Source organism: Verrucomicrobia bacterium S94 (assembly GCA_004299845.1).
Classification (GTDB): domain Bacteria; phylum Verrucomicrobiota; class Kiritimatiellia; order Kiritimatiellales; family Pontiellaceae; genus Pontiella.
Genome location: CP036201.1, coordinates 3,272,785 through 3,297,533 on the forward strand (window position 1 = coordinate 3,272,785; position 24,749 = coordinate 3,297,533).

Sequence of the window (24,749 nt, forward strand, 5' to 3'; positions counted from 1 at the left end):
CCAAGGAAAATCCATGAAAACAACCCTTACAGCACTGATCACAGCCCTCGCCGCTTCCACCTTTGCACAGCAGTATTTCGTGCAATCCCCAGGCGGAAACAACACCATTGAAGTCTACACCGACGGCGGACTCGCCTACCAGATCCGTCACAACAATGTGATGGTCACCACGCCTTCGCCGATCAGCATCACGATCGACGGGAAAAAATATGGCGAAACCGCGATGGTCGCCGACAAAAAAGAGCGCAGCGTAGACCGCATCCTTAAACCGGTTGTAAAAGAAAAACGCGCCGAAATCCGCGACCGCTACAACGAACTCGAACTGACCTTTAAAAATGGATACGGAGTAATTTTCCGCGCATTCGACAACGGTGTGGCCTACCGTCTGTTCACAGAACTCGATGGTGAGGTCCTCGTGGAAGCCGAGGAAATTGTCTACAACTTTACCGGCGATCATCCGGCATCCGTACCGGTTTCCGACGGATTTTTTTCCCACTATGAACGCGGCTACACCAACCTCACCATCAGCGCACTCGGTGATATTATGGCCTGCCTGCCTTCCATGGTAACGCTGGAGCCCAACCTGAAAATCGCCCGGGAAACCGAAGTGAAGGTCGCCATCACCGAAGCCGATCTCGACAGTTATCCGGGATTTTATCTGGTTAAAGGGGCTGAAAAAAACCAGCTCGTTTCCACCTTCCCCCGCTATCCGAAGACCACTTATCAGCCGACCGACCGCGATATCAAGGTCGGCGAGCGCGAAAACTTTATCGCCCGAACCGCCGGTACCCGTGCATTTCCATGGCGTCTGATGGTGATTACCGATGAAGACCGGGAACTCATCAATAACACCCTCGTTTATCAGCTCGGTCCGGAGCAGGCAATTGAAAACACCGACTGGATCAAACCCGGAAAAGTCGCCTGGGACTGGTACAACATGAATAACATCGAAGGTGTTGACTTTGAAGCCGGCATCAATACCGAAACCTACAAATTCTACATCGACTTTGCTTCACAGTACGGCCTTGAATACATCATTCTTGATGAAGGCTGGTACGACATAAAAACCAACGACCTCCTTGATCCGGTCGATGCCGTCGATGTACAGGAACTGATTCGCTACGGGAAAAAGAAAAACGTCGGTATCATTCTGTGGGTCACCTGGACCGCCCTCGAGGAAAACGCGGATACCGCCTATGAAGCCTTCGCGGAATGGGGCGCCAAAGGAATCAAGGTCGATTTCATGCAGCGCGACGACCAGCCGATGGTCGATTTCTACAGCCGCTGCGCCGCGGAAGCCGCAAAATACAAACTGCTCGTAGACTTCCACGGTTCCTATAAACCCGCCGGCCTTCGCCGCGCCTATCCGAACGTCATCACCCGCGAAGGCGTCCGAGGTCTGGAAAACAACAAATGGGAAGGCATGTTCTCCAACCCGGAATACTGTCTGGAAATGCCGTTTCTCCGCATGCTGGCCGGACCGGTCGATTACACGCCCGGCGCCATGGCCAACGCCCAGAAAGAAAACTACAACGCCGTCTGGAACCGCCCGATGTCGCTCGGAACCCGCGCCCATCAGTTCGCCATGTATGTGGTTTACGAAAGCCCGCTGCAGATGCTGGCCGACGCTCCGTCATCCTATCTGAAGGAACCGGAAGTGATGGAATTTCTCGCTCCGGTCCCGAGCGTGTGGGATGAAACGGTCGTGCTTGATGCAAAATACAGCGACTATGTAGTCATTGCCCGACGCAACGGCGACACCTGGTATGTCGGGGCCATGACCGACTGGACCCCCCGCGACCTAGACGTTGATTTCTCGTTCCTCCCCAAAGGAAAATACACCATCGATATCTGGCAGGACGGAGCCAACGCCGACAAACGTGCCACCGATTACAAAAAGGTCTCCACCAAAATCAAAGCCGGCGAAAAAATGAACATTCACCTGGCTCCCGGCGGCGGCTGGGCAGCCATCATCCGGAAATAACAGGCCCATGCAGGCATATGCCGTCCGGAAATCATTCCGGGCGGTACTTTGATTCCGCACAAACAAACCTCTAATCTCCCGGCAATGAATCCCACCGTCATCCTTTCTTTCCTCGCCTTCACCGGATTCGTTCTGCTCTATACGCTGTGGAAAATGCGCGGCAGCCGGTGCAACACCCGGGACGGTTATTTCCTCGGCGGACGCAGCCTGACCGGCGGACGGATTGCCGGATCGCTGATTCTTACCAATCTCGGCGCCATCAGCTTTGTCGGGATGAGTGCACAGTCCTACACCCACAACATGAGCGTCATGGGCTGGGAAATCATTGCCGGTATCACCCTGGTTCCGGTGGCCCTGCTGCTGATCCCGCTCTATCTGAAACAGGGCATTGCCACTATTCCCGATTTTCTGGAAAGCCGTTACGACTCCGGCGTCAGAAAATTCGTTACGATTCTTTTTCTCTTTCAGTACATCATCAACATTCTGCCCACCACTCTCTATGCCGGTGCGCGCGTACTCGGCGAAATGCTCGACCTGCAGCATCTGTTCGGCATTTCCGAGTTCGCTTCCGTTGCGCTCATTTCCGCCGCAATCTGCCTGCCGGGCTTTTTCTATTCGGTCTTCGGCGGTCTTAAAGCGGTCGTCATCGCCGACTCCGTCAACGGCATCGGCCTACTGATCGGAGGACTGATGATTCCGGTTTTCGGTATACTCGCGCTTGACGACCATTTCGGCGAAGGTCTCCAACAGCTGCTGACCGTCGCCCCGGAAAAACTGCAGAGCATCGGCAGCACCTCCGATCCACTGCCCTTCTCCACCCTTTTCAGCGGCCTTCTGCTGGTGAACCTCTACTACTGGGGTACCGACCAGTCGATCATTCAGCGCACGCTTGGAGCCAGAAACCTGGCGGAAGGGCAAAAAGGGGTTCTGCTCGCCGCCGGAATCAAGCTGTTTACTCCACTGGTGCTGATTATTCCCGGCATCATTGCCTTTCATCTTTTCGGAGCACATGCAGGCAATCCCGATTCCATGTATATACGTCTCGTGCACACCGTACTCCCCCGACCGCTCATCGGTTTTTTCACCGCGGTCATGTTCGGAGCGGTTCTGAGCACCTTCAACGGTGTGCTCAATGCCTCCACCACCCTTTTTACGCTGAATATCTACAAACCGCTGTTCGGAAAGGATAAAGAAGACCGGCAGCTGGTTCGCGAAGGCCGGTTTTTCGCCGCCATCATTGCGGTAATATCCACCCTAATCGCCCCGTTCATCCTGTTTGTCCCCGAAGGTCTTTTCCAGTATCTGCAGATGGTTGCCGGTTTTTTCAGTGTTCCGGTTTTCACTATTGTTTTTGTTGGCTATGTATCCAAACGCGTGCCCCCAATCGCCGCGAAAATCGCCCTCACCGTATTTGTATCATCCTACGCCCTGATGCAGCTGGTATTCAAAACGCCGCTCCATTTTCTGCATCAGCTCGGCCTGCTTTTTGTTATCTGTTCCGGACTCATGTTCGTTATCGGTGCGGTCAGACCCCGCACATCCGACTACATTCTTCCACTCAACCACGCCGTTGACACCACCCCCTGGAAACACCGCCATATCGCCGCCGCAACCATTCTCTACCTGGCCGCCGGTGTCTATCTGCTGTTTTCCGACCTCGGTCTGCTTTCCGGAACCCCCCTTCCACTCACCGTCTACGGTGGTCTCGGCCTGATCCTGCTCGGTTTTTCTGTTTTTTGGGAAATAAAGAGATAGTACCACCTGCTTGTTTGCGAAAACACGGCGGTTTATACTGCCGTATATTTGATTTTAAGATCACAACCGAATGACCGGAAACATATGAATACCAAAGTTACTTTTAAAGATGTTGCCCGACTCGCCGGCGTTTCCACCCAGACCGTTTCCCGGGTCACCAACAACAGCGGTTATGTCAACGAAAAGACCCGGGCGAAGGTCCAGGCCGCCATTGATCAACTCGGTTATGTGCCCAACAAAAATGCGCAGCTGATGGGGCGGAAAAAAGCCCGCGTTTTCGGCGTCATCACACTCAATATCAGCTTCCAGGGCGCTTCGCGTATTGTTGAAGGCATTCGTAATGAAAGTAAAAAAGCCGGATATGCCATTTCTCTTGCTGTACTCGACGACGAACCGGACGCCCTGGAGCATGCTGTACGGGATATGAAATCGCAACAGGTCAACGCCATTCTGATCAATGCCCCGATTGCCCGGGAGCCGGCCGAACAGCTGATACACGATCATGCCCCCATGCCCTTTGTTTTCATAGACGCCCCCCTGGACGCGCAGGTAAATCACGTGATGGCCGACCACCGCGCAGGCGGCCGGATGGCGGCCGAACTCATGCTTCAGCAGGGGCGCACACGTTTTGCCTTCCTGAACGGCCCGGAACCGTCGACAGCCGCCCGGCTTCGCAGAGAGGCCTGGCTGGATGTCATTGATAAGGCCGGTGCCACACTCGTAGCCGAGGAAACCGGCGACTGGTCGGCCCGCAGCGGCTATACAGCAGGGGCAGCTCTTTTTTCCCGGGGACAGGCCTTTGATGCCCTGCTGATTGCCAACGACCAAATGGCACTCGGTGCTCTGCGCGCCTGCCGCGAACACCGGATCGATGTCCCGCGTCAGACTGCAGTCGTCGGTTTCGACGATACTGCAAACAGTGAATTTTTCTGCCCGCCGCTGACGACTGTCCGGCAGAATTTTCTGGAGATCGGTCACCAGGCAGTCACTGAAGCGCTGTCCTGCATTCAGCATCCCGGACAGCCTCCCATCAAAACCGAAGTTCCGGTTGAACTGATTGAACGCCAAAGCACCGCTCCCATAGAAAGCCCTGAAATCAAAGCGGCACGCCTTGAATCGCTGCTCTCGGAATTAAAACAGATGCTATAGATCTTCCGGTTTCCAGCCGAACCGGCACAGATCAACCCGGTCATTGGAAAATTCGATCCCCTCCTCCTCAAGTCGGGCCCGCTGCTCCTCGTAACCCGATCCGGGTTTCAGCGCAATCATTCCCTGGCGGTTGATGAGCCGCCACCAGGGCAGGTTTTCCGCTTCGCTGTAACTATGCAGCACCCGCACCACCTGCCGTGCCGCGCGTGGATTGCCGGCCAGCTCCGCGATTCCGCCATAGGAACAGACTCTCCCGCGCGGAATCTCGCGGATCAGCTCAATAATCTCTTCCGTAAACGGCTGCATGGCCTATTTCCGCTTATTTTCCCGGTGGGCCCGGGCAATTTCCGAAGGCGACGCGTGAAGCGCTTTTACACGGGGCAGATTCAGCCGGAACCGCAATGCAACAATCCGTGTGAGCAGGGTAAAACCGATCGTGATAAAAATCCGCACCCCTTCCGGCAGAGAGAACTTTCCAAGCAATACAAACATAAAGCCACCCAGCAGGGCCGCCGAAGCATAAAAACCGGTGGTCAGAATCGCAGGAATTTCGCGGGAAAGAAGATCCCGGATCACCCCTCCGCCACAGGCGGTGATCATGGCCATCATGGCAACCGTAAGCGGAACCGATCCATAGGCTTCAGCCTTGGTTGCGCCAATCGCCGCAAAAACGCTGAGTCCGACCGCATCGGCCGCCATAAGATAATCCCATCGCCGGGCAATCTTCGGCGCGGCCATGAAAACGATCGCCGCACCGGCAAGACAAATCAGAATATAGCCGGTATCGGTCAGTGCGGACGGCGGCGTAGCCCCCAGCAGCAGGTCGCGGATCATTCCTCCGCCCACACCGGTTGCCATCGCCAGCACTGAAATACCTAGAATATCCATTTCATATTTCACCGCACGAAAAGCTCCGGACACCGCAAAGGCAAATGTCCCGGCAATATCAAGGATATGAATCAGTTCCATAAAACAACAACTCTCTTTAATCGGACGGCTTTAAACATGTTCCGCCGGCTTTTCATTTGGACAGACTGAGCAGAATGCATAAAAAAACAGCGACCGGCAAGGGGGAGCCGGCCACTGTTCTCGAGACTTTGCAGTCTCTCAGGGCGTTGTTGGTATATGCGTAGACCTGCGGCTTCCGGATCCGTTCAAAAATTATACGGAAAAGGTTCCCGCAAATGGAAACCCCTCCTATTCTGTTTCCCAACATCTGGAACCCTGATTATGCTACCGTCCATTTTAACCACGCTATTCTGGAGCTACTGCCTGATCCCCGCACGGCAGTCTGTTGCACAGCTCGGCGAAAACGCCGCTAACTTCTGGCGACTGCTCGCCGGCGTTGCCGTTATGGGACTGCTCGCCGGTTTCGGCAGAATCAGTCTGGATCAGAATGCGTTTACCTGGCTGTTTATCAGCGGAATCATCGGTTTCGGTTTCGGCGACATCGGGGTCTGGTTTGCGCTCCCGCGGCTGGGCAGCCGCCTGACGCTGCTGATGGTCCACTGCATTGCGGCCCCGCTGGCCGGTCTGGCAGAATGGCTCTGGCTGGGCACCGCGGTCGGTGCCTCTCAACTGGCTTCCCTCCTGATTATTCTATGCGGAATCTCAATGGCACTCATTCCGGCACACGGAGAGGAGAAACCGGCGAAACGCCGCTACGGCTCCGGCATTCTCTTCGGCCTCCTGGCCGCCACCGGACAAAGTCTTGGCGCCGTCTGCAGCCGTAAAGCGTTTTCTGTGTTCGATGAATCCGGAATCGCCTCGGTTTCCGATTATATTTTTCTCGGAGCCTCCTCCGGGTTTGCCCGGCTGACCGGCGGCATTCTGATTGCCGGTTTATTCTGGCTGCTCAGCCGCTGGCACAAACCCTGGCAGAGTCCCCCGGACCCACTTCGCAGGAACGATCCAATGACCGGAAAAATCCGCAATGTACTGCTCTGTGCGGCGGCAGGACCGATTCTCGGGGTGATCTGTTATCAGTGGGCTCTGGCCACTACACCGAGTATTATTGTCCAGCTCATCGTTTCAACGTCACCGCTCATGATCTTACCTATGAGCTGGTTTATTGAGCACGACCGCCCGTCAAAACGCTCCCTGTTCGGAACCGTCGTGGCCGTGCTCGGCGTAGTGGTTCTGGTGTTTTCTTAAACCGTTATTTCCACTCGCTGATTTCCAACGTATTCAGCCAGATACCACGGCCTTTTCCGGAAGCATCCGAAAAACGGATTACCACCGGATCACGCCCATTACTTTCAACCTCAAATGAAACCGATCCGAACGGCGCCTCGTGCATCGCTTTGCCTTCCGTCACAACTGTTTCAATCGATTCGCCGGCTGTCTCAATCTTCAGTTTCCGCGCATAAGGCAGCTGATGAATCGCCGCATTTTTCTTTTTATCCGGATTCGGATCCATGCTGTCGGAATTATTGCGCGGTGCGTGGTGACCGGTAGTGATGCGGTATCTGCCTTTCCGAAGGTTGGAAAGTTCAAGTAACAGCCCGTTTTCATCCATGCAGAGTACGCCGTCGCCCCAGGCAAAACCGTTGCGACCCATGACATTCATTTCGCCCAGCCAGCGGAGCATTTCGGGATTGGTGCACCGCAATACCGCCGAAAAACCGCCTAGCGCCTCGAAGTCCTGCTTCGAATCCGTATTATCATCGCCCATCCACGGCGTCCAGCCGAACTGCACCAGCTGGGAATGACCGCCGATATCAATTTTAACCGATTCGAAATCATAAATCGGTCCGGCATTTTCGGCAATCATATCGGTTTCCGCTTTCACCGTTTTAAACACCGCTTTTCCGGATTTGAGCCCGGCTGCTTCAGCCGTTACCGTGACGGTACCCGGCTCTGTTCCGGCACGGATCAGCACAGGCGCATGTCCATGGCGTACGTGCGTCGGATTTGCTCCGATACCTTTACCCTCTCCAACAATGGAGGCAGGACCGTTTACCGAAAACGTAACGTTGAACGGTGTATCCGTAACCGGCGTGCCGTTCTGATCCACCACCTGCGCATAAGCCACAAGAATATCAGCGCCGTCAGCGACAACATTACGACCTCCCGTATCGAGAATCAGCTTTACCGCCGCCGGTTTTTCCGGTGTCCGGATGGACATGGATGAAACCACGTTCCCGTTTTCCAGTCCGTTGGCCGTCAGTGTTCCCGGTTTAAAATCATCGATCTCAAAAATAAACGGCGGTGCATTCAGCAGATTGTATTTTTCATCCGTCGATGGACCGCTTTTCCGATAGGGTTTCCCGTTAAGCAGCAGTTCCACCTCTTCGGCATTGCTGTAAACCTCCAGCGTGCTGACTCCGTTCGTCCAGGCACCTTCAATATACGTGAACGGTTCATCGGTCAGTTCAGCGCGATACCACATCGTTCCTTTTTTCGGCCACCGGAAAACAGTCATCATACCGCCTCGCGCACGATCCTGCGGCGTTTTGGTGGGATGGAAGGTGTAATAGGCATGGGCCGTCCAGGCAATCAGGCCGAGCTTCAACGGATCATCCAGATAATGATTTACCGCCTCCGGCCCGCGCCGGCCTTCCATCGCGAGCATCGGTTCTTTGTGATTCCAGTAATAATCCCCATAAATCATCTGCGCATAAATATCGGTTATGCCCGAATGCTGCGGACCGGTCCAGCGGCTGCCCTGCGAGGCGGTGAAACGGAATGGATCCTCCTGTTTACAGGCATTGTGGATCTGTGCCACCGGACCACGGTGGTTGATACCGGCTCCCCAGATGATCACCGCCGGGTGGTTATAATGATTCCGGATCATGATGCGCGCGGCTTTTTCCAGATTGGCGTACCACTGCTGATTGGTGGTGATGGAGATCCACGTCGGCGCTTCTTCATAGACCAGAATACCGAGTTCGTCACAGGCATCGAGAATTGCGTTATCCTGCGGGTAGTGTGCCGTCCGCATAATATTGAAGCCCAGTTCTTTGAACTGAAGCATATCTTTGTAATGCAGCGAATCCGGAAGCGCGTCCCCGATATACCCGTAGTGCTGATGCCGATTCATCCCCATCAGCTTGATCGGTTCGCCGTTCAGAACAACCCCTCTGTCGGTAATTTCCACTTTCCGGAATCCCATGCGGTTTTCCACGCAATCCACAGGTTTGTCTTCATCCAGCACCAGTGAATTCACCCGGTATAGATAAGGGTGATCGATCCCCCACAACTGCAGGTTTTCTTCAATACTTCCGATTTGATTAAAGGTGAAATCCGTCTGCGGCTCAACAATCTGTGAGTCCTCCAGTTTCAGTACCACAAGGCCGTCCGCATCGATCACCCGTGTAATCAAAGTGGTTTCCCTGGGAACATCATACGTATTTCTCACCGTGGTTTTAACATTCACGCTACCGTAAAGATTAACCGGATCCACCGTCGGCGTCGTGATTTTCACCCCGGCATCCATCGCCTCCCAGTTGAACGTAATATGCAGCGGATCTTTCTCCACCAGATAAACATCACGATAGAGCCCGCCGAATTTGATGTAGTCAAACGGTCCGGGATCCGGCGGCGTGGTTTCATTTTTCCGGTTATCAACCCGTAAGGTTATCTGCGCTGTTTTTCCGGGTTCTACATCATCTGTAATATCAAAATGGAACGGGGAATAACCACCAACCGCAAACCGGCCGGCATGCTTTCCATTCACCCAGCAGTCGGTCACCTGATGCGCCCCTTCAAACTCCAGAAAAATTCGTTTTCCTGGAGTTGGAAAAATGCGGATATCGCGACGGTACCAACCAACCTCTCGCATAAAGGTTTCCTGATATTTATCGTCCTGACAATCATTCAGGCTCATCGAGGTCAGTTCCAGCGTATGCGGCACATGAACCGTTTCCCACGATTGATCATTTGTATCCGATTTAAAAAATTCAGCATCCGGATCGCCCAGATGAAATTTCCAATGCTGATTAATCTTCGTTTTAACGCGCGGCGTTTCCGGATAGCCTTCCGGCAATCCGAACCCGGTTACAGCAGTCAGTCCCAACAGTAATGCAATCTGTATATTTTTCATCATCTCTCCTCATCGATATCTGCTTATGTTAACGCACACAAATGTACAGAACGGACAGAACAGGAAAAGATGACGCGGATCTTCTGCCCTCAGGGCAGCTGTACGCGGAAAAAACGCCCGGCGGTCAGATTCGTACTGAACGAGGTTTCGGAACCGTCGGTGGCTGTAACGGTTTGGATGACCGAAAAATCGTTGGTCAGGTGGTCTGCAGCAAGAATCCGGTACTGCTTCCCGGAAACGGAATTCCAGCTGAGCTCAATTTCGCCGGGATTTTGTGACCCCGGTCCGTTCATCGACAACCGGAAATACGAGGTCTTTTCGTTCGGGTCGGTTCCGATACGGTATTCCTCGGCATTGATGAATCCGTCGCCATTCGGAACGCTCCCATGATACTTTTTCAGCCATTGCAGTCTGACCATCGTTCAATTTTTTAAAGAATCAGAAATTACATAAAATATTTTAACATTAAAAATGATCATATTTTACATATTACTGTCAGCCGCCCGGACGCAAAAAAAACAGCGACCGGTAAGGGGGAAACCGATCGCTGTTCTCGAGGCTTTGCAACCTCTCAGGGAGTTGTTGTTGGTATTCAGGTAGACCCGCCGCCCGGCGAAGTGTTCAATAAAAAATCACATTTCCGGTCATTGAAATTTTCCAATGATTGGAACCGCTTTTTTGTATGCTGGATGAATCCATCGGTTTATCGTTCTCCCCTTTGTTACAAGGAGCAGAAAATCATGCGAATCGAAACCGATCTTAAACTGGGCTTCAAAGACGTCATGTTCCGGCCGAAGCGTTCCACCCTGAAAAGTCGCGCTCAGGTGGACCTCAACCGCGCGTTCAAATTCATGCACACCGAAACGGAATGGACCGGCATACCGATTATGGCGGCCAATATGGATACCGTCGGCACTTTTGAAATGGCGGCAACGCTGGCGGAACACAATCTGTTCACCGCCATCCACAAACATTATTCCCCCGAAGAATGGGGCTCTTTTCTGGCAAATGCTCCGGAAAACATCGAAAACCATATCGCGATCAGCACCGGCACCGGAGAGGCGGATTTCCGGAAACTGATCACAATAAAACAACAGAACCCGCAGCTGCGGTTTATCTGTATCGATGTGGCCAACGGCTACTCCGAACACTTTGTCTCGTTCCTGAAAAAAACACGTGAACAGTTTCCCGATAAAGTCATCATCGCCGGTAACGTGGTTACCGGTGAAATGGTGGAGGAACTGCTGCTGGCGGGGGCGGATATCGTAAAAGTCGGCATCGGTCCGGGCTCCGTCTGTACCACACGCGTAAAAACCGGCGTCGGCTATCCCCAGCTTTCCGCCATCATCGAATGCGCCGATGCCGCGCATGGTCTCGGCGGCCAGATTATCTCCGACGGCGGATGCGCCACACCGGGCGATGTCTCCAAAGCATTCGGTGCCGGTGCTGACTTTGTGATGCTCGGCGGTATGCTCGCCGGTCACGATGAATCCGGCGGCGAAACCATCGAACGCGACGGAAAAACCTATCGCCAGTTTTACGGTATGAGCTCCTCCACCGCCATGAACAAACATGCCGGCGGCGTGGCCAACTACCGTGCGTCGGAAGGCAAAACCGTGGAAATCCCTTATCGCGGTGCGGTGAAACACACGCTGAACGATATTCTCGGCGGAGTACGCAGCACCTGCACCTATGTCGGTGCTGCCACCCTGAAAGAACTCACCAAACGCACCACATTCATCCGCGTCGCCGAGCAGGAAAACCGGGTTTATGCCAAATAGATCAGAATTCCACAGTCGGAGCGGTGGCGGCTTCGGGTGCGGCTTCGAAAGCCTCTTTCTTTTCGAAACCGAACATACCGGCCATCATATTTCCGGGGAAACGGCGGATGCTGACATTATAGGCCGCGACCGCTTCATTATAACGCCGCCGCTCCACCGAAATCCGGTTTTCCGTTCCGGCCAGTTCCTCCTGCAGCGCCAGAAAATTCTGGTTTGATTTGATGTCGGGATATTTTTCAACCACCACCATGAGGCGGCCCAGCGCACTTTCGAGCATCCCGGCGGTCTTTACGCTCTGCTCCGTATTTCCGGCCGCTTTAGCCTCGCCCCACTGGCTGCGCAGGCGGGTGACCTCGGTCAGCAGCTCTTTTTCGTGATCGGCAAAACCTTTCACCGTATTGACCAGATTCGGAATCAGGTCATAGCGGCGCTGCAGCACGGTCTCGACGTTGGCCCAGGCTTTATTAACATGTTCCTCCTGCGCCACAAATCCGTTGTATTTTCCCGCCATACAGCCGCCCATGGACAGAATGCCCAGCAACAGAACAACACCCACAATTAAGGGAATCAGACATCCTTTTTTCATTTATTATGCTCCTTTATGAATTTCTGCATCAACTGCATCAATGACACATTCAATGGTCGATAAATAGGTGCTGAACAGTTTTTCAACATCGACCGATTTTGTTTTTTTTGTTCCGTCCTTCAAGTGCTGAACCGTCAGAAAGACCGACGGATCGAACGATAGATGCTCCCCCAGTTTTTCCAGGGCCTCGAATTTTTTCTGCGGAATTTCATCTTCGAACAGGCGAAGCGCCGCACGGAACAGCACCAGAAACGTGGAAAGCGACTCCACCATCAGATCCGCCACGGCTTTCGCTTTCCCCCCGGTCAGCAGATAAGCCTGCCGCAGCCGGATCAGCTTACCGCGCAGCTCGTGCTCAATCTGCAGTCGCAGATTTTCCGTATTGATGTCGAGTGCTGACACCGGATCTTCACCATACAGTATTTTATGGCATTCCCGGATATCAAGCAGTTCGATCGGAAACACATCCGTGGCCTGCTTAAGGCGCTCCGTGGTAAACAGCAGCGGTGCGGGATTCCCGGCTTTCGACCACGCGGCCGCCGCTTTTGAAAACGCATTCAGTGTTTCAACGCCCAGCTCTTCCGCAATGACCAGCACATTATAATCAGAACGTCTGCCGGCATGGTCGCCCGCCGCCGCCGAACCGTAAAGGACAACCGACTTGAGGTTTTGCGGACAGGCCTGTTTTAGTTCATCAACCAGTTTTTCAGGTGTCATTCTTCTCTCCTTGAAATACTACCATCCGCCGCTGGATCCTCCACCGCCCGACATACCGCCGCCGAACCCGCCGCCGGAAAAACCGCCGCCGCCGAATCCGCCGCCCCGGCCGCCTCGGCCGCCGCTGCTCATTAGAAGAAACAGGGCCAGATGCGGATGGCGAATGGCAAAAATGACAAAAGCTATACCGAAAATGAGTGGGAAAATCGGATTCTGCTTCCGGGTTTCACTGCGATGGCGTGATGCAGCATAACGCGCAGGCTGAACCGCTCCGCTGAGCTCCACGCCATATTCCTCCGCAATTTCGAGCGCCAGTGCCGCTACACCGGCTTCAATGCCGGTCCCCGGATGACCGGCTTTAAAATAAGGGGTAATAATATTCCGCCGGATGCGTCCGGCCGTAGCATCGGGAATCGCGCCCTCCAGACCGTACCCGACTTCGATCCGCATCTTACGATCACGCATCGCCGCCAGAAACATCACCCCGTTGTCTTTCCCCTTTTGTCCGACGCCCCATTTTTCAAACAGACGGTTGGTGAAGTCATCGATTTCGCCGCCTTCCAGGGACTGAAGCGTAACCACCGCGATTTCGGCGGAGGTTTTCTGCTCCAGCTCATCGATCATCGATTCAATTTTTGCCTCCTGCGCGGCAGGAATAATATTGGCATAGTCGTTAACCGCATGCCCGCGTTTCGGCTGCAGTTTCTGCAGCAGGGCATCCGAGGCATACACAGGAAATACCGCTGCAAAAAGAGCCCCGACCAGAACTAGAATTCGTATTGCTTTCTGCATGGTGCCTATCCTACTGCATGCCCTTCCGGATGCGATTACAAACCTTCCGCTTTTTTACACCGCGGATTCATTCCACGGCATTTTTGCGATAATGATCCGCAAAGTCATCCAGTGATGCCCGAACAACACGTGTATTCAGTGCTTCAAGGTCGACTGCGGAAAGATCAACGTCCCGACCCGATCCATCAATGACCGCAAGCCGGCTGATCCCGTCGCATTCGAATTCTTTGTAGTAGGATTTAAGCCGTTTTTCGTCCACCGGCTGATCGAAGCAGAAAAAAAGCCATTCCGGGCCGTTCCGGCGGCGGGCCAGCATCGGGAATTCCTGGCAGAAACGGGCGGCGGTTTCGTTACCTCGCTGCGGCTTAAACAGGATGGAATTCGGGCTGAATGTATCGGAAACACCGGCTCCCCATTTGCGTTTGAAACGAAAGGCACCGTCGCCCATGAACGCACGTGTTCCGGTAAAATCAACCACCTCGCAGCCCTGTTCCTGCGCATACTGGATGCCGAAATAATACACCGCACTGATCACCGCTTTCGGCGGCTTTTCAAAACATTCCGGCGCCAGACCGATCCAGAGAAAAAAGAGCGCATCATCCTCTTCAAACACAATCCCGCCGGCCAGCATGACATCATCCTTCAGTATTTTCAGCAGTGCACCTTTGCGGCCTCGGCGGATAAAATGACCTTTGCGGGCTTTGACCATTGAACCGCCGTGTTTACTGCGCATAAACGGCAGATACATCCGGTCATAAAAATCAGCGATTTCTCCCGGATCGGAAGTCGTTTCGGCGCGATAACCCTCCAGACGGATATACCGCAGATCCTGCCGCCGGATGGTTTTATGAAAAAGCCGCCGGGTTTCATCCCAGCTTTCCTCCAGAAAAAGCGCCATATTTACCCAGTCAGGCAGCTCCAGAAAACCGCCGTGCCGGTTGACCAGACCATGATAGGGCCAGCCGATATCGCAGAACACCAGATCAGCCTCCGATTCCAGCTTTTCAGCATGACGGCGAAATCCAAACAGCGTCGTCCGCTTTTCAATTACGGCTTCGAAGCGGTCAAAAATGGCCTTTTCGATGTATTCGCCGTTGTAGCGCCGCCCGATATAGAGCACCCGCACCGGAATCTTTTCACGGCGGGTGGTACCTTGAATAAGCATGACCCGGCAGCGCGGATCAAAAATCATTTTCATGGCCACGGGAAAATGCTCCCCGTATAACCGGATAAAGCTGACTGTGCGGCCTACAGCATTCCTGATTTTCACAAGGATTCTCATACGCCCGTTCCGGAATCAGCAATCCTGAAAAATGCCTGTAAAGAAATCATCGTGCATAAAGTAGATTTGCCTCTTTAACGTGTCAAGAACACCTGCTTCCGCTTCGTTCCCGGGTATGCGTTTTTCTCAAAAATCCATGCCGGCATTGCACCTTTCCGGCCGGTAACCATGTCCAGCAATTTCTTTCCATCCATGAAAGTGACTCCAGGCGTTTGAGTTGCATGAAAACCGTATAATTTTCGCCGACATAAAAAACATCGACAGTCCGAGATCCCGAAAATCATATCTCTTTACAAGGTAACGACTTTACAGGAAATTCAGGATACTGCATCTAAAATCAAGGAGTTGCACATGGATGTAAAAATTGAACCGATCACAAGCAATGCATTTGCTGAATATGGACAATGGATTGAAATGCCTCCGGCCACGGAACCTACCATTGCGGTTCCGACCGTAAATTTCTGGAAACAACAGGCTCTGCTCACTGCCGAGGGCGAACTGGAAGTCGGATTTCTGAATGTAAAAAAAACAGATATGGTTTTCGAGGAACTGGAAAACCACTTTGAAACACAGACCGGGCTGATCTGCCTTTCCGGCGACTGGGCCGTTGGCGTGGCTGCTCCGGGGGATAATCCTCCAAAAGCTTCCGATTTAAAAGCCTTTCGTATTCCCCGGGGTCAATTGGTGGTTCTCCATGAAAAGTGCTGGCACACCACACCCTATCCCGTGGAACACAATGAAAGCACCATGCTGGTGATCTGCAAAAAAGATTTTCTGGACGAAGACACCGTCTACGAAAAAATCGATGAGGAAAGTACGCTGATTCTTTAAACAGAGGCTTTGGTTTCCGGTTCGCTGACATCCGGCAGTTTGATTATATAGGCAACCGCCACCAGGGACAGCAGCCCCAGCAGCAGCACCGTTGCCGGGGCCCCCAGCCAGTCGCTGATCAGACCGATTAATCCACCGAAAAACATCAGCACGCCGATCAGCGTATTGGAAACCGCAACATAGGCGGCCCGATTTGATCCGGTTGCCATATCCACCAGATACACTTTACGGCCAAGGCGTACGCCGCCGTGCATGACATTAAGCACCAGAAAAATCACCGCCAGACCATAAGGATTGAGCGCCCAGCTCCATTCCAGTTCAACCGCGGCAAACGTAAACAGACCGAGCACCCCCGAACCGGCAGCGGCAATCGCCATGACCTGGCGGCTGGAACGGTCGCCCATATAGCCCCAGAACGGTGCTGACAGCGCGGCGGCAAGGCCGTTGGCAATGACCAGCGACCCCAGACCCAGCAGTTTCCCGCCGGCAAACTGCTGGGCAATCAACACATAAAACGGCGAAGCCAGAGCCACCGACAGCAACAGACCACGGGCAATCACGTAACGGCGGAATCCGCCATCGGTTTTCAACAACGCCATCTGCTGCAGTGCTACCGCCAGCGCATTCCCGCCGCCTTCAGTAGCCCCCGGCTGTTCCGCGATTCCTGAAAAAAATGCGGCGGCAATAATCCATAAAACACCGCCGGTCAGCAGTAGCACGGAAAATACACGCGGACCGGCATGAGCCAGATCAACCGTGCCCAGCCAGAGTCCGATCAGCAGCACTGCCACACCGGAAAGACCGGAACTCCAGCCCATCAATGCACCACGCCTGCTTTTGGAAACGGTTTTACCGAGCACATCTTTGGCGGATACCGAGCAGAGACCGCGGGAAACACTGAACAGAACCAGCATCAGAATAATGGTTCCACCCGCCGAAGCTCCTTCAAACCCGATGGCTGTCCAGGCCATACCGAAAAGACTGACCGCAGAGAGCAGCGCCCCGACAATCCAGACAGTTTTCCGAATGGCCAGTTTCCGTACCGCCGCGGCCACCACCAATTGCGGCAGCAATACCCCGCCCTCACGGATCGGAACCAGAAAACCGGTGAATACCGCAGGTACACCCAGCATGCCGAACAGCCAGGGAATGATCAGTTTGGCACTGCCGATTTCATCGGCTACTTTGCCGAGCAGGTTGGCGGTAAGATAAGCAAAAAAATTACGGGGCTGATCATTACAGGCTGCATCCGGTATATCCTTGCAAACACGGGCATCCTCTTCACCGGTAATGCGGTTGTAGAGATTTTCAATCAGCTGCTGTCTGTCCATAATGCGATCATTATATACGGTGGCTTTTCGGATTCCGACAGCACTTTATGCGATAACCAACAAACATACCGCCCGCGCATCCCTGAAAATCCTCTTTTAGGGCGTGTTAACACAACGGAAGCATGTCCACAGTCAGGGCGAAGTGGATGAACGCACAGAACATTACGTCGAGTTTCTCGAAGCGGGAGAAGATTCGACGGAATCCTTTTAAGCGGCGGAACAGGCGCTCCACTTCATTGCGCCGCTTGTACATTTCCTTGTCGTATTCCCAAGGTTCAAGTCGATTGGCCTTGGGCGGCACAACGGGAGTGAGGTCAAGATCGAACACCAGCTGCCGGGTTTCATCTCCTTCGTAGGCCTTATCCATCAATACATTGCAAATGCCTTCAGGGCGATCCTCGCCCCAGCTGGCCAGTAGTTTACGACCTTCCGGACCATCACCGGCTTGTCCCGGGGAAAGGGAGAAATCCAGTGCGATCCGGGCGTTGGCGGCGATCAAATGGATCTTGGTAGTCCAGCCACCACGGGACTTTCCTATGGATTGTTTGCCGTTTTTTTTAATGCGCCGGTTCCGTCGGGATGCACCTTGATCGAGGTGCTGTCGATGGACACCGCTTCAAGGTTGATCTTCACGAGCTGCTGTTTCTGCAGTTCATCGAACACGTTTGCGAGAACGCCTTTTTTTGCCCAGCGGTTCATGCGGGTGTAAATGGTGTGCCAGTTTCCAAAGCGAGAGGGGAGTCCGCGCCACTTGCAGCCGTGCTCGGCCACATAGAGAATGGCGTTTAAAACCTCGATATTGGAAAGAGTTACGTTGCCTCGCTGCACCGGCAACACATGGGCGATTTTGTCGTACTGGGCTTCGGTTATTTTCATATAAAGATAGTACCAGACTTGTTTTATATTGCAAGCATAAGTGTTAACAGGCCCTAATAAATCCGGATCTGTTCAGCCGTTTTGCGTCATTTCGCTCTGCGAAGCGGATGCCCTGTTTGGTCTGCAATACAGTTGCTCGAAAAGTTTTTTCAGGTCGGTGTAACCATGCTTCCGCTTGACCGGTCCGGCCAAGTGGCTTAAAATCTCTTCAGTTTGAAGAAAGCGTGATCAATGGGAGAGCACAGTACGACAGCAGTAACATCACATCCGGATCTTCAGCACAAACCGCCCGACGATCTTTTTGATACTCTCTACAAAACTGTTATGGATGCGGTTCTGATCTCCAGAATCGACGACCGTCTGGTATATATAAATCCGGCGGCGGAAATCCTTACGGGATATCGATGCGGAATGCAGCCGGAACTGAAGCTGCAGACGCTCTTTCCGGAAAAACCGGTTATTGGAATGTCCCGCACGACAATTGTCCGGCGTGATGGCGCTTCATGCTCTGTTCAGCTGAATCTGTCTGAACTCAGTCTTCAGGATGAAACACTTACCCTGCTCTTTATCCGGCCGGTTGCGGATGAAACGGTACCCTTCGCCTCGCTTTCCGAACCCCATTCCATGCAGCTTTTGCTGAAGCATTTAATGGATCACCTTCCGGACAACGTTTATTTCAAAGATCTCCACTCCCGATTCATTATGGTCAATCGGGCGTTCTGCAACCATATCGGTATCGACGCCGATCACATCATCGGAAAAACCGATGCCGATCTATTCACTAAAACCCATGCCGATCAGGCGCGTAAAGATGAACAGCAGATTATCTATTCCGGCCTTCCACTGGTGAATATAGAAGAGAAGGAAACCTGGGCGGACGGTCACTGCACCTGGGTTTCCACCACTAAAATGCCGGTGAAAAACACTGACGGAACTGTGATTGGAACCTTTGGAATTTCACGTGATATCACAGCGGAAAAAAATATGGAAAAGGAGCGGAAGGCCCGCAAAAGAGCCGAGAAAATCACAGAAGCCAAAACGCTGTTTCTGGCCAATATGAGCCACGAAATGCGGACGCCGCTCAGTGCTATTGTCGGTATCGGCGACCTGCTGATTGATACCCCGCTTAACGATGAGCAGAAAGATTACGTAAGGACGATTGAATCGAGTTCGGAAGCCCTGCTCGACATCGTAAACAGTGTACTCGATCTGTCTAAAATAGAAGCCGGTAAACTGGATATGGAATCCATTCCGTTCCATGTACGCAAGCTGGTACACAAAACACTGGATGTCATCAAACCGCCTGCGCTTTCCATGCACAATGTGCTCTGCCCCGAACTTGACGATGCCGTTCCAGAAACTGTTCGTGGCGACCCGGTGCGTCTGCGTCAGGTCCTGCTGAACCTTCTGAGCAATGCCAACAAATTTACCAACGGCGGGACGATCAAACTCCGGATGTCTGCGGAGCACCCTGATCTACAGCATGTACGCCTGCTCTTCGAAGTGACGGATACGGGCATCGGTATGAAACCGGAGCAGATTCCCAGATTGTTCCAACCCTATGAACAGGCCGATCGTTCCACAACCCGGAATTACGGCGGTACCGGACTCGGGCTGGCAATCTGCAATAAACTCGTTGAACAGATGGGCGGACAGCTCCGTATTACGAGTCAGAAAGGCCTCGGTACACAGATTCAATTTTCCATTCTGCTCGAAAGCTGTACCGATGATCCGGAGGATGAAGTAAAAACCCATGTAAATCCCGGAAGTCCGCACATTCTGAACCGCATTCTGCTGGTAGAAGACAACCGGGTAAACCGGGAGGTCATCCGGCGTATTCTGGATAAACTCGGCTATCACGCAGATATAGCCACTAATGGTGAAGAAGCGGTGGAGGCCGCGCAGAACCGGACCTATGATCTTATTCTGATGGATGTGCAGATGCCGGTGATGGACGGACTTGAAGCCACCCGGATCATTAAACACAAAAATGAAGACCGAAAAACGTGCAGCCCCCTGATTGTCGGCTTATCGGCACATGCGTTGAAAGAGCATCATGAACAGGCCGCTGCAGCGGGAATGGATGACTATCTGACCAAGCCGATCCGAATCAGGGACCTGCAACAGCTTTTCAGCAGATTCTGAAACTTCCGGAAAACGGACACCAGAACGCAGAACTGTAATCCTGATTCAGTTCCTGTGAAATTGCTTTGTCAGCTTATTCACATCTCCGCTTCATAAATCCAAATCCCCATGTTAGCGTGAAACAAATTTATCGTGGAGCAGCAGTATGGAATCCTTTGACATTATTATTATCGGTACCGGCGGCGGAACTAAAATTGCCCGCCCGGCGGCGGATCTGGGCTTTAAAGTCGCTCTGATCGAAAAAGAAAACATGGGTGGAACCTGCCTGAACCGGGGCTGCATTCCCTCTAAGATGCTGATTCATCCCGCCGATCAGATTCACCATATCAGACAGGCACATCGAATTGATATTGCGGCCGATCCCAATCCACGCATGCAGTTTGAATCACTGATCAAACGGGTCACGGAAACCGTGGATAATATTTCCAATGAACTCGCTCCGCCCTATGAAGAACATCAAAATATCGAGCTGATCCGTGGCGAAGCAACCTTTACCGGAGATCACAGCATTTCCGTGAATGGTCGTATATTATCGGCCGATCGTATTTTTATCGCTGTCGGCACACGCCCGCACATTCCTGAAATTCCGGGACTCGCCGGAACGCCCTATATGACCAGTCGCGATGCCTTGCGAAATACGGAATTACCCGAACGTATGATCGTACTGGGTGCCGGTTATATCGGCTGCGAACTCGGTCATGTCTACAGCACCGCCGGAACCGATGTTCATTTTATTGTCCGCAGCGAGCTGCTCCGGCGCGAAGACCGCGAAATCAAAGCGGAATTCCACCGTGTCTTCTCCGAAAACAATACCCTGCACGAAGGCTGTACCGCTGAAAATGTAGAGCACGACGGTTCAGTATTCAAAGTCACAATCCAGGACAGAAACGGCGCGAAAAAAATCCTAGAGGCCGAAGCCCTGCTGGTGGCCACCGGCGTTATCCCCAACACCGATGCGCTGGGCCTTGAAAATACCTCCATTAAAACCGATGAAAACGGCTATATTCCGGTTGACGGTCAACTCCGGACCTCGGTGCCCGGCGTCTATGCCATGGGCGATTGCAACGGAAACTATTTTTTCCGCCACACCGTCAACTGGGAAGGCGAATTTCTGATGCGCGTCCTTTTTGAACGCCCATCCGATGAAACCATCGATTACGGTGCTGTGCCCCACGCCGTTTTCACATATCCGCAGATTGCCGGCGTTGGAAAAACCGAAGATGAACTCATCAGGGAAAACGTCGACTATATCCGCGGATGCTGCCGCTACGAAAATACCGCCATGGGCCTCGCCCGTCAGGCCGACCACGGTTTCGTGAAACTGCTGATCGGGAAAAACGACCGCCGTATTCTCGGAGCCCATATTATCGGTGACGAAGCATCGGACATGATCCATATGATTATTGCACTGATGTATAAAAACGGAACGCTCGATGATCTGCTGAACATGATCTACATCCATCCCGCTCTACCAGAAACCGTGCGCGACGCCGCCCGCGATGCGAGAGATCAGTTTAAAAGTGCCTGATCAAAAACAACACGGAACCGCTCAAAATCCTCGATCTGCGGCAGATGGCCCAAATTATCCAGCTCATAGAGCGTCAGCTCCGGAATCAATTCTTTCATACGTTTGCCGAGCAGATCATAACGGCCAAGCTCATGCGTCATTCCCGGACGTTTCCAGTTCCGCCCCGGCCCCGTACGGTCGCGCGTACCCAGAATCAACACCGCCGGCACTTTGAGATTGGGAAATTCGGTAACAACGGGCTGCGTGAAAATCATATCGTAGGTTAAAGCATTCACGCGGGCCATGATTTCTCGATCCGGTCCCTGCACCCAGCCGACCAACGGATAGGTCAGCGCTTCATAGCGCGCATTCCAAGCCCCCGCATAATAGTTTTTCTGTTGATACGAACGGATAGTTTCAGCCGTTTGTTTGCGTTCATTTTCGTAGAAAAAGTCCACGTCTTTGTACTGAACAAATTTCAGATAATTTTCCAGACCGATCGGATTCACCAACACGAGCTTCAGTGTCTGTTCCGGATAAAGCAGCGAAAAGCGCGCGGCCAGCATGCCGCCCATGGAATGACCCACCACAATCGACTGTCCGATATGCAGCGAATCCATCAATGCTTTCGTATTGGCAGACAATGCCGCAAAAGAATACTGATAATCCATCGGCTTAGACGATTTACCAAAACCGATCTGATCGGGCATCAGCACATTGAACCCCTTTTTATGCAGATGCCGCGCAGTCTCTTCCCAGTACGCCCCATTGAAATTTTTCCCGTGCAACAGGGTCACCCACGGCCGGCCCTTTTCACTTTTCAAAACCATGTAGGCCATATTCAGGTCGCGGCCCTGCGACTCGAATTCAAAGGTGTGCACCTCAAACGGATATTCATATTCGGAAAGATACCGATCATACGAAAGATCCTTAATCTCACTCGCTCGGCCCGCTAAGGCGAAGGCGCCGAGAGTCAGCAGCAGTAAATGTTGTTTCATGTCAGTTTCTCCGTTCAGATAAATGGCATTGCAACTGAATGGAACCGCAGAAACCAACCGGCGTTCAAATATATTAAACTATAATAGCCATCAGCTTTGCAGCTTCACCAGAATTCGACGTTTCAAACGTGCGTTCAGCATGCTGGAAATCTTTTCATCAAGCCGTTCAAGACCGATTTCATCCACCATGTCCGGCAAAGCATCCGGTTTCCAGTCTCTGGAAATCTTTTCCCAGATGTTCGTCCGGTTTTCCATCGGGTATTCCGCGGAATCGATGCCGATCAGCCGAATACCGCGCAGAATAAAGGGGAAAACATTTACCGGGAGCTCCGCCGACCCAACCAGCCCGCAGCAGGTAACCGCTCTGCGAGGGATCAAATTTATACCGGATAGTTTTAACGTTTGGTATTATCCTTTCGCAATGCACTGATTATACGGGTGTCGACCTTTACGCAGTAACAACAATGATCCGTAGCATCCTTTCAGGTTTAACGTGGAGCTGCTTTTTTGTAGTTCCTCAAAAAAATGAGCATCGTCCTCACCTCGGGGTGAACATCCGATTATCGAAAACGGTCAGCTGCGTTTTAAGGAAAGCATGGAGCGGCCTTTTTTGTACAACGTGAGGGTGCCGGTGGATTCGGAGAGCACCAGCGAAAGCGCATTCGTGCAGGCAGTGATCGCCTGCCCGGCGGTGTGCCGGGCCCCGAGGCCGCCCTGCAGCTGATCGCCCATCACTTCGGCCCGAATGAAACTTCCGGCCGACATAATGACGCCGTCGCCGCGAATCACAAAGGCCCCGTCGATATGCGCAAACTCTTTGATGGTTTCAGCCAGACTTGGATCGAGAATATTTTTTTCGTGATCACTGTAGCCCTTGAAGGGATTAATGACCATCTGATGGCATTGATGCTGCACCTGTTCGTAGTCTCCGACCACAAACAGGGTTCCGATGGGTTTTCCTTCGCGGCCTTCGCGCGCGAGCTCCGAAGCCAGCGTGAAAATACGCAGCAGCACCTGAAAATCTATAGTCCCGGATGCAAGCTCTTCGCGCAGCGTAAGCGGTACACGCAGATCTTCGTTGACGTTGAGCAGGCGGATGGTATCAAGCCGCGCGGCATCGGAACTTCCATAGAGACAGACAATGGTGTCGTCGGGACGCAGCAGATTCCGGGAAAGAATGAGCAGCAGAGCAAAGTCGAGTGCGTGGCGTGGCAGTACGCCATGAAGCGGAATTTCAAAAAGGTGGTCAAAAGGCCAATCGGGCGTATCAAGCTGCTGGTGGGGATTGGTAACCAGTAACGTTTTGCAGTGCCCCGGATACCTTTCCACGAAATCGAGCCCTGCCGGTTGATCAGCCATCACCAGCAGGCAGTCAGCCCCGGTTTTTTCCGCCATACTGCAGGCCGAGGCATAGACCGCTTCTGTATCAGCCTGCCGGTCGGGATCAATCGAAACACCATCTGATGTTACACATTGGAGCAGTGACCGATATAATGCTTCCGCACTTTGGGCCGTAAGCAGCGAACGTGGAACCGTCCGGCACTGAAAAGTCCGGGCCAGCATCGCCAGAACCGATAGAAAATCATGCCGGTCGGCTTCATCGCCGATCAGCAGAATAACCAATTGGATACTGGACTGACTTGATGCCCCCCAGGAAATACCCTTCCGACTGAGCCCTACAGCAATCTTCGGCGATCCAATGCCCGGAAGCCGCGCATGCGGCAGTGCCAGCCAGTTACTGACGTTTGTGCCAACATCGTTTTCCCGAATCAGCACGGCTTCGAGTATCGCTGTTTCATCAAGATGCGGCTCTGTTTCACAAAACAGATGCACCAGTTCACCGATAGCGGATTTCTCCGTTTCGCTCTGCAGCAGGCAAACCCGCCCGACATTCAAATAATGGGCCAATGGCATAGCCGGATGATATCGTCTGCAGTACTCTATTCAAGTTCAATATGTTGCAGAGAAAAC

The 24,749-nt window shown here is 52.9% G+C and carries 21 protein-coding genes; 8 read left to right on the forward strand and 13 right to left on the reverse strand.

Going from position 1 to position 24,749, the window contains the following annotated elements:
• Positions 1–13 precede the first annotated feature (13 nt).
• The 3 genes from EGM51_14400 (at position 14) to EGM51_14410 (ending at position 4,888) form a co-directional block, all read left to right on the forward strand.
• The gene (locus tag EGM51_14400) at positions 14–1,984 is read left to right on the forward strand and encodes a glycoside hydrolase family 97 protein (GenBank protein ID QBG48534.1); all 1,971 of its coding nucleotides are present in this window, start codon (positions 14–16) and stop codon (positions 1,982–1,984) included.
• An 84-nt stretch (positions 1,985–2,068) separates the two neighbouring features.
• Positions 2,069–3,739 carry a solute:sodium symporter family transporter gene (locus EGM51_14405; protein ID QBG48535.1) on the forward strand — a complete coding sequence of 557 codons (1,671 nt, stop codon included), beginning with the start codon at positions 2,069–2,071 and terminating at the stop codon, positions 3,737–3,739.
• A gap of 84 nt (positions 3,740–3,823) precedes the next feature.
• A complete protein-coding gene (locus tag EGM51_14410) occupies positions 3,824–4,888 on the forward strand; it encodes a LacI family DNA-binding transcriptional regulator (GenBank protein QBG48536.1) in 1,065 nt (354 codons plus the stop codon).
• Here EGM51_14410 and EGM51_14415 read toward each other — a convergent pair.
• Together EGM51_14415 and EGM51_14420 are read right to left on the reverse strand one after the other, a co-directional pair.
• Positions 4,883–5,194, reverse strand: a complete 312-nt coding sequence (locus EGM51_14415; GenBank protein QBG48537.1) for a DNA methyltransferase — start codon at positions 5,192–5,194, stop codon at positions 4,883–4,885. The genes EGM51_14410 and EGM51_14415 overlap by 6 nt on opposite strands.
• Positions 5,195–5,197: 3 nt before the next feature.
• Positions 5,198–5,851 carry a trimeric intracellular cation channel family protein gene (locus tag EGM51_14420; GenBank protein QBG49319.1) on the reverse strand — a complete coding sequence of 218 codons (654 nt, stop codon included), beginning with the start codon at positions 5,849–5,851 and terminating at the stop codon, positions 5,198–5,200.
• 162 nt (positions 5,852–6,013) lie between these two features.
• Here EGM51_14420 and EGM51_14425 point away from each other — a divergent pair, with 162 nt between their 5' ends.
• Positions 6,014–7,042 carry a DMT family transporter gene (locus tag EGM51_14425; GenBank protein ID QBG48538.1) on the forward strand — a complete coding sequence of 343 codons (1,029 nt, stop codon included), beginning with the start codon at positions 6,014–6,016 and terminating at the stop codon, positions 7,040–7,042.
• A 4-nt stretch (positions 7,043–7,046) separates the two neighbouring features.
• Here EGM51_14425 and EGM51_14430 read toward each other — a convergent pair whose 3' ends face one another.
• Both EGM51_14430 and EGM51_14435 read right to left on the reverse strand, forming a co-directional pair.
• On the reverse strand, positions 7,047–9,932 hold the full coding sequence (locus tag EGM51_14430; GenBank protein QBG49320.1) for a DUF4982 domain-containing protein: 2,886 nt from the start codon (positions 9,930–9,932) through the stop codon (positions 7,047–7,049).
• Positions 9,933–10,021: 89 nt separating this feature from the next.
• Positions 10,022–10,351, reverse strand: a complete 330-nt coding sequence (locus tag EGM51_14435; GenBank protein QBG48539.1) for a hypothetical protein — start codon at positions 10,349–10,351, stop codon at positions 10,022–10,024.
• A 321-nt stretch (positions 10,352–10,672) separates the two neighbouring features.
• Here EGM51_14435 and EGM51_14440 point away from each other — a divergent pair, with 321 nt between their 5' ends.
• Positions 10,673–11,713, forward strand: coding sequence for a GMP reductase (locus EGM51_14440; GenBank protein QBG48540.1), 1,041 nt, complete (start codon positions 10,673–10,675; stop codon positions 11,711–11,713).
• A gap of 1 nt (position 11,714) precedes the next feature.
• Here EGM51_14440 and EGM51_14445 read toward each other — a convergent pair whose 3' ends face one another.
• The 4 genes from EGM51_14445 to EGM51_14460 all read right to left on the reverse strand — a co-directional run bounded on the left by EGM51_14445 (position 11,715) and on the right by EGM51_14460 (position 15,090).
• Complete coding sequence (locus EGM51_14445; protein ID QBG48541.1) at positions 11,715–12,299, reverse strand: LemA family protein; 585 nt, start codon at positions 12,297–12,299, stop codon at positions 11,715–11,717.
• A 3-nt stretch (positions 12,300–12,302) separates the two neighbouring features.
• The gene (locus EGM51_14450; protein ID QBG48542.1) at positions 12,303–13,016 is read right to left on the reverse strand and encodes a nucleotidyltransferase domain-containing protein; all 714 of its coding nucleotides are present in this window, start codon (positions 13,014–13,016) and stop codon (positions 12,303–12,305) included.
• Positions 13,017–13,034: 18 nt separating this feature from the next.
• Entirely contained in the window at positions 13,035–13,808 is a 774-nt protein-coding gene (locus tag EGM51_14455; GenBank protein QBG48543.1) for a TPM domain-containing protein, read from the reverse strand.
• Positions 13,809–13,875: 67 nt separating this feature from the next.
• Positions 13,876–15,090 (reverse strand): hypothetical protein, encoded by a 1,215-nt coding sequence (locus tag EGM51_14460; GenBank protein ID QBG48544.1) that lies wholly within the window; start codon positions 15,088–15,090, stop codon positions 13,876–13,878.
• Between the two features lie 351 nt (positions 15,091–15,441).
• Here EGM51_14460 and EGM51_14465 point away from each other — a divergent pair, with 351 nt between their 5' ends.
• A complete protein-coding gene (locus EGM51_14465) occupies positions 15,442–15,921 on the forward strand; it encodes a hypothetical protein (protein ID QBG48545.1) in 480 nt (159 codons plus the stop codon).
• Here EGM51_14465 and EGM51_14470 read toward each other — a convergent pair.
• Complete coding sequence (locus EGM51_14470; GenBank protein ID QBG48546.1) at positions 15,918–17,252, reverse strand: MFS transporter; 1,335 nt, start codon at positions 17,250–17,252, stop codon at positions 15,918–15,920. The two genes, EGM51_14465 and EGM51_14470, sit on opposite strands and share 4 nt — an antisense overlap.
• Positions 17,253–17,358: 106 nt before the next feature.
• A protein-coding gene (locus EGM51_14475; GenBank protein ID QBG48547.1) for an IS5 family transposase occupies positions 17,359–18,128 on the reverse strand; the annotation gives its coding sequence in 2 pieces (ribosomal slippage) (positions 17,359–17,813 and positions 17,813–18,128; 771 coding nt in all).
• A 231-nt stretch (positions 18,129–18,359) separates the two neighbouring features.
• On the opposite strand from EGM51_14475, the gene EGM51_14480 reads away from it, so the two are divergent.
• Together EGM51_14480 and EGM51_14485 are read left to right on the forward strand one after the other, a co-directional pair.
• Positions 18,360–20,273 (forward strand): response regulator, encoded by a 1,914-nt coding sequence (locus tag EGM51_14480; GenBank protein QBG48548.1) that lies wholly within the window; start codon positions 18,360–18,362, stop codon positions 20,271–20,273.
• 145 nt (positions 20,274–20,418) lie between these two features.
• A complete protein-coding gene (locus EGM51_14485) occupies positions 20,419–21,801 on the forward strand; it encodes a dihydrolipoyl dehydrogenase (protein QBG48549.1) in 1,383 nt (460 codons plus the stop codon).
• Here the strand turns inward: EGM51_14485 and EGM51_14490 are convergent.
• From EGM51_14490 to EGM51_14500, 3 genes are all read right to left on the reverse strand, one after another.
• Positions 21,783–22,778 carry an alpha/beta hydrolase gene (locus tag EGM51_14490; protein QBG48550.1) on the reverse strand — a complete coding sequence of 332 codons (996 nt, stop codon included), beginning with the start codon at positions 22,776–22,778 and terminating at the stop codon, positions 21,783–21,785. The genes EGM51_14485 and EGM51_14490 overlap by 19 nt on opposite strands.
• 90 nt (positions 22,779–22,868) lie before the next feature.
• The gene (locus tag EGM51_14495) at positions 22,869–23,156 is read right to left on the reverse strand and encodes a hypothetical protein (protein ID QBG48551.1); all 288 of its coding nucleotides are present in this window, start codon (positions 23,154–23,156) and stop codon (positions 22,869–22,871) included.
• Positions 23,157–23,351: 195 nt separating this feature from the next.
• Entirely contained in the window at positions 23,352–24,692 is a 1,341-nt protein-coding gene (locus tag EGM51_14500) for a hypothetical protein (GenBank protein ID QBG48552.1), read from the reverse strand.
• Between the last annotated feature and the right edge of the window lie 57 nt (positions 24,693–24,749).

Excerpts from the sequence above, each read along its gene's own strand:
- EGM51_14400 (QBG48534.1), top strand. The coding sequence starts at position 14 with ATGAAAACAACCCTTACAGCACTGATCACAGCCCTCGCCGCTTCCACC.
- EGM51_14405 (QBG48535.1), top strand. The coding sequence starts at position 2,069 with ATGAATCCCACCGTCATCCTTTCTTTCCTCGCCTTCACCGGATTCGTT.
- EGM51_14410 (QBG48536.1), top strand. The coding sequence starts at position 3,824 with ATGAATACCAAAGTTACTTTTAAAGATGTTGCCCGACTCGCCGGCGTT.
- EGM51_14415 (QBG48537.1), bottom strand. The coding sequence starts at position 5,194 with ATGCAGCCGTTTACGGAAGAGATTATTGAGCTGATCCGCGAGATTCCG.
- EGM51_14425 (QBG48538.1), top strand. The coding sequence starts at position 6,014 with ATGCGTAGACCTGCGGCTTCCGGATCCGTTCAAAAATTATACGGAAAA.
- EGM51_14430 (QBG49320.1), bottom strand. The coding sequence starts at position 9,932 with ATGAAAAATATACAGATTGCATTACTGTTGGGACTGACTGCTGTAACC.
- EGM51_14435 (QBG48539.1), bottom strand. The coding sequence starts at position 10,351 with ATGGTCAGACTGCAATGGCTGAAAAAGTATCATGGGAGCGTTCCGAAT.
- EGM51_14440 (QBG48540.1), top strand. The coding sequence starts at position 10,673 with ATGCGAATCGAAACCGATCTTAAACTGGGCTTCAAAGACGTCATGTTC.
- EGM51_14445 (QBG48541.1), bottom strand. The coding sequence starts at position 12,299 with ATGAAAAAAGGATGTCTGATTCCCTTAATTGTGGGTGTTGTTCTGTTG.
- EGM51_14450 (QBG48542.1), bottom strand. The coding sequence starts at position 13,016 with ATGACACCTGAAAAACTGGTTGATGAACTAAAACAGGCCTGTCCGCAA.
- EGM51_14455 (QBG48543.1), bottom strand. The coding sequence starts at position 13,808 with ATGCAGAAAGCAATACGAATTCTAGTTCTGGTCGGGGCTCTTTTTGCA.
- EGM51_14460 (QBG48544.1), bottom strand. The coding sequence starts at position 15,090 with ATGAGAATCCTTGTGAAAATCAGGAATGCTGTAGGCCGCACAGTCAGC.
- EGM51_14465 (QBG48545.1), top strand. The coding sequence starts at position 15,442 with ATGGATGTAAAAATTGAACCGATCACAAGCAATGCATTTGCTGAATAT.
- EGM51_14470 (QBG48546.1), bottom strand. The coding sequence starts at position 17,252 with ATGGACAGACAGCAGCTGATTGAAAATCTCTACAACCGCATTACCGGT.
- EGM51_14480 (QBG48548.1), top strand. The coding sequence starts at position 18,360 with ATGGGAGAGCACAGTACGACAGCAGTAACATCACATCCGGATCTTCAG.
- EGM51_14485 (QBG48549.1), top strand. The coding sequence starts at position 20,419 with ATGGAATCCTTTGACATTATTATTATCGGTACCGGCGGCGGAACTAAA.
- EGM51_14490 (QBG48550.1), bottom strand. The coding sequence starts at position 22,778 with ATGAAACAACATTTACTGCTGCTGACTCTCGGCGCCTTCGCCTTAGCG.
- EGM51_14500 (QBG48552.1), bottom strand. The coding sequence starts at position 24,692 with ATGCCATTGGCCCATTATTTGAATGTCGGGCGGGTTTGCCTGCTGCAG.